Below are 1182 nucleotides of genomic sequence, written 5' to 3'. Positions count from 1 at the left end.
CCCGTAACCCGCCCGCTGCCGGCTTGAGCCGCACGGGCATGGAGTGCAGATGCCAGCTCTTTACGTGATGATCCCGGCGGCGCTGTTGATCGTTGCCATCGCCATTTACATCTTCTTCTGGGCGGTGGACAGCGGCCAGTACGACGACCTCGATGGCCCGGCCCACAGCGTGCTGTTCGATGACCAGGACCCGAACCACCTGGCGGCCGTCGAGGAAGCCAACGGCCCTGAACAACCGCCCAAGCCGAAAGATCCGCCCCATGCTTGAACTGGCGCCCCTGCTGGTCTCGGCGGTGATCCTCGGCCTGCTGGGCGGCGGCCATTGCCTGGGTATGTGTGGCGGCCTGATGGGCGCGCTGACCCTGGCGATTCCCAAGGAGCAACGCAGTCGGCGCTTTCGCCTGCTGCTGGCCTACAACCTGGGGCGCATCCTCAGCTACGCCACCGCAGGCTTACTGATCGGCCTGGCCGGCTGGGCCGTGGCCAACAGTCCGGCAGCGATGCTCATGCGCATCCTCGCCGGGCTGTTGCTGATCTGCATGGGCTTGTACCTGGCTGGCTGGTGGAGCGGCCTGACCCGTATCGAAAGCCTCGGGCGCGGCCTGTGGCGCCATATCCAGCCGGTTGCCAACCGTTTGCTGCCGGTGTCCAGCCTGCCCCGGGCGTTGCTGCTGGGTGCGCTCTGGGGCTGGTTGCCGTGCGGGTTGGTCTACAGCACGTTGCTGTGGGCGGCCAGCCAGGGCAATGCGCTGGACAGTGCGGTGCTGATGCTCGCGTTTGGCCTTGGCACCTGGCCGGTACTGCTGGCCACGGGCTTAGCCGCTGATCGAGTCACCGCGTTATTGCGCAAACGCAGCGTGCGGATGGCCGGTGGCCTGCTGGTCATGCTGTTCGGCATCTGGACCTTGCCCGGGCCGCACCAGCACTGGCTGATGGGCCACTAGATCGCCATGTGGCATAGCGCCGCTCCCCGTTGATGCAAATCAAGATGGCTTCCCCACCCAGCCCCTAGACTCGGCCCACTAGCCTATCCGGGGGAACGCCCGCATGCTCGACGCCATTCGTTGGGACACTGATCTGATTCACCGCTACGACCTGGCGGGGCCACGCTATACCTCGTACCCCACCGCCGTACAATTCGACAGCCAGGTCGGCACCTTCGACCTGCTCCACGCCCTGCGC

3 protein-coding genes are annotated in these 1182 nt (G+C 66.1%); all 3 read left to right on the top strand.

The window, feature by feature from the left end:
- Window positions 1-49: 49 nt before the first annotated feature.
- Window positions 50-268: a cbb3-type cytochrome oxidase assembly protein CcoS gene (gene ccoS, locus HX786_RS29715; protein ID WP_178912981.1), complete on the top strand. Its 219-nt coding sequence runs from the start codon at window positions 50-52 to the stop codon at window positions 266-268.
- A complete protein-coding gene (locus HX786_RS29710; protein WP_178912980.1) occupies window positions 261-944 on the top strand; it encodes a sulfite exporter TauE/SafE family protein in 684 nt (227 codons plus the stop codon). The genes ccoS and HX786_RS29710 overlap by 8 nt, the downstream gene beginning before the upstream one ends.
- A gap of 103 nt (window positions 945-1047) precedes the next feature.
- The coding region (locus tag HX786_RS32075; RefSeq protein ID WP_256735337.1) for a hypothetical protein at window positions 1048-1182 on the top strand (135 nt) is incomplete at its 3' end.

This window comes from Pseudomonas sp. 21615526, from assembly GCF_013386245.1.
Classification (GTDB): Bacteria; Pseudomonadota; Gammaproteobacteria; order Pseudomonadales; family Pseudomonadaceae; genus Aquipseudomonas.
Note: the sequence above shows the minus strand (reverse complement) of the source record. Positions and strands in the feature narration are given on the sequence as shown.

Coding starts and splice junctions, on each gene's coding strand:
- ccoS (WP_178912981.1), top strand. CDS start 50: ATGCCAGCTCTTTACGTGATGATCCCGGCGGCGCTGTTGATCGTTGCC.
- HX786_RS29710 (WP_178912980.1), top strand. CDS start 261: ATGCTTGAACTGGCGCCCCTGCTGGTCTCGGCGGTGATCCTCGGCCTG.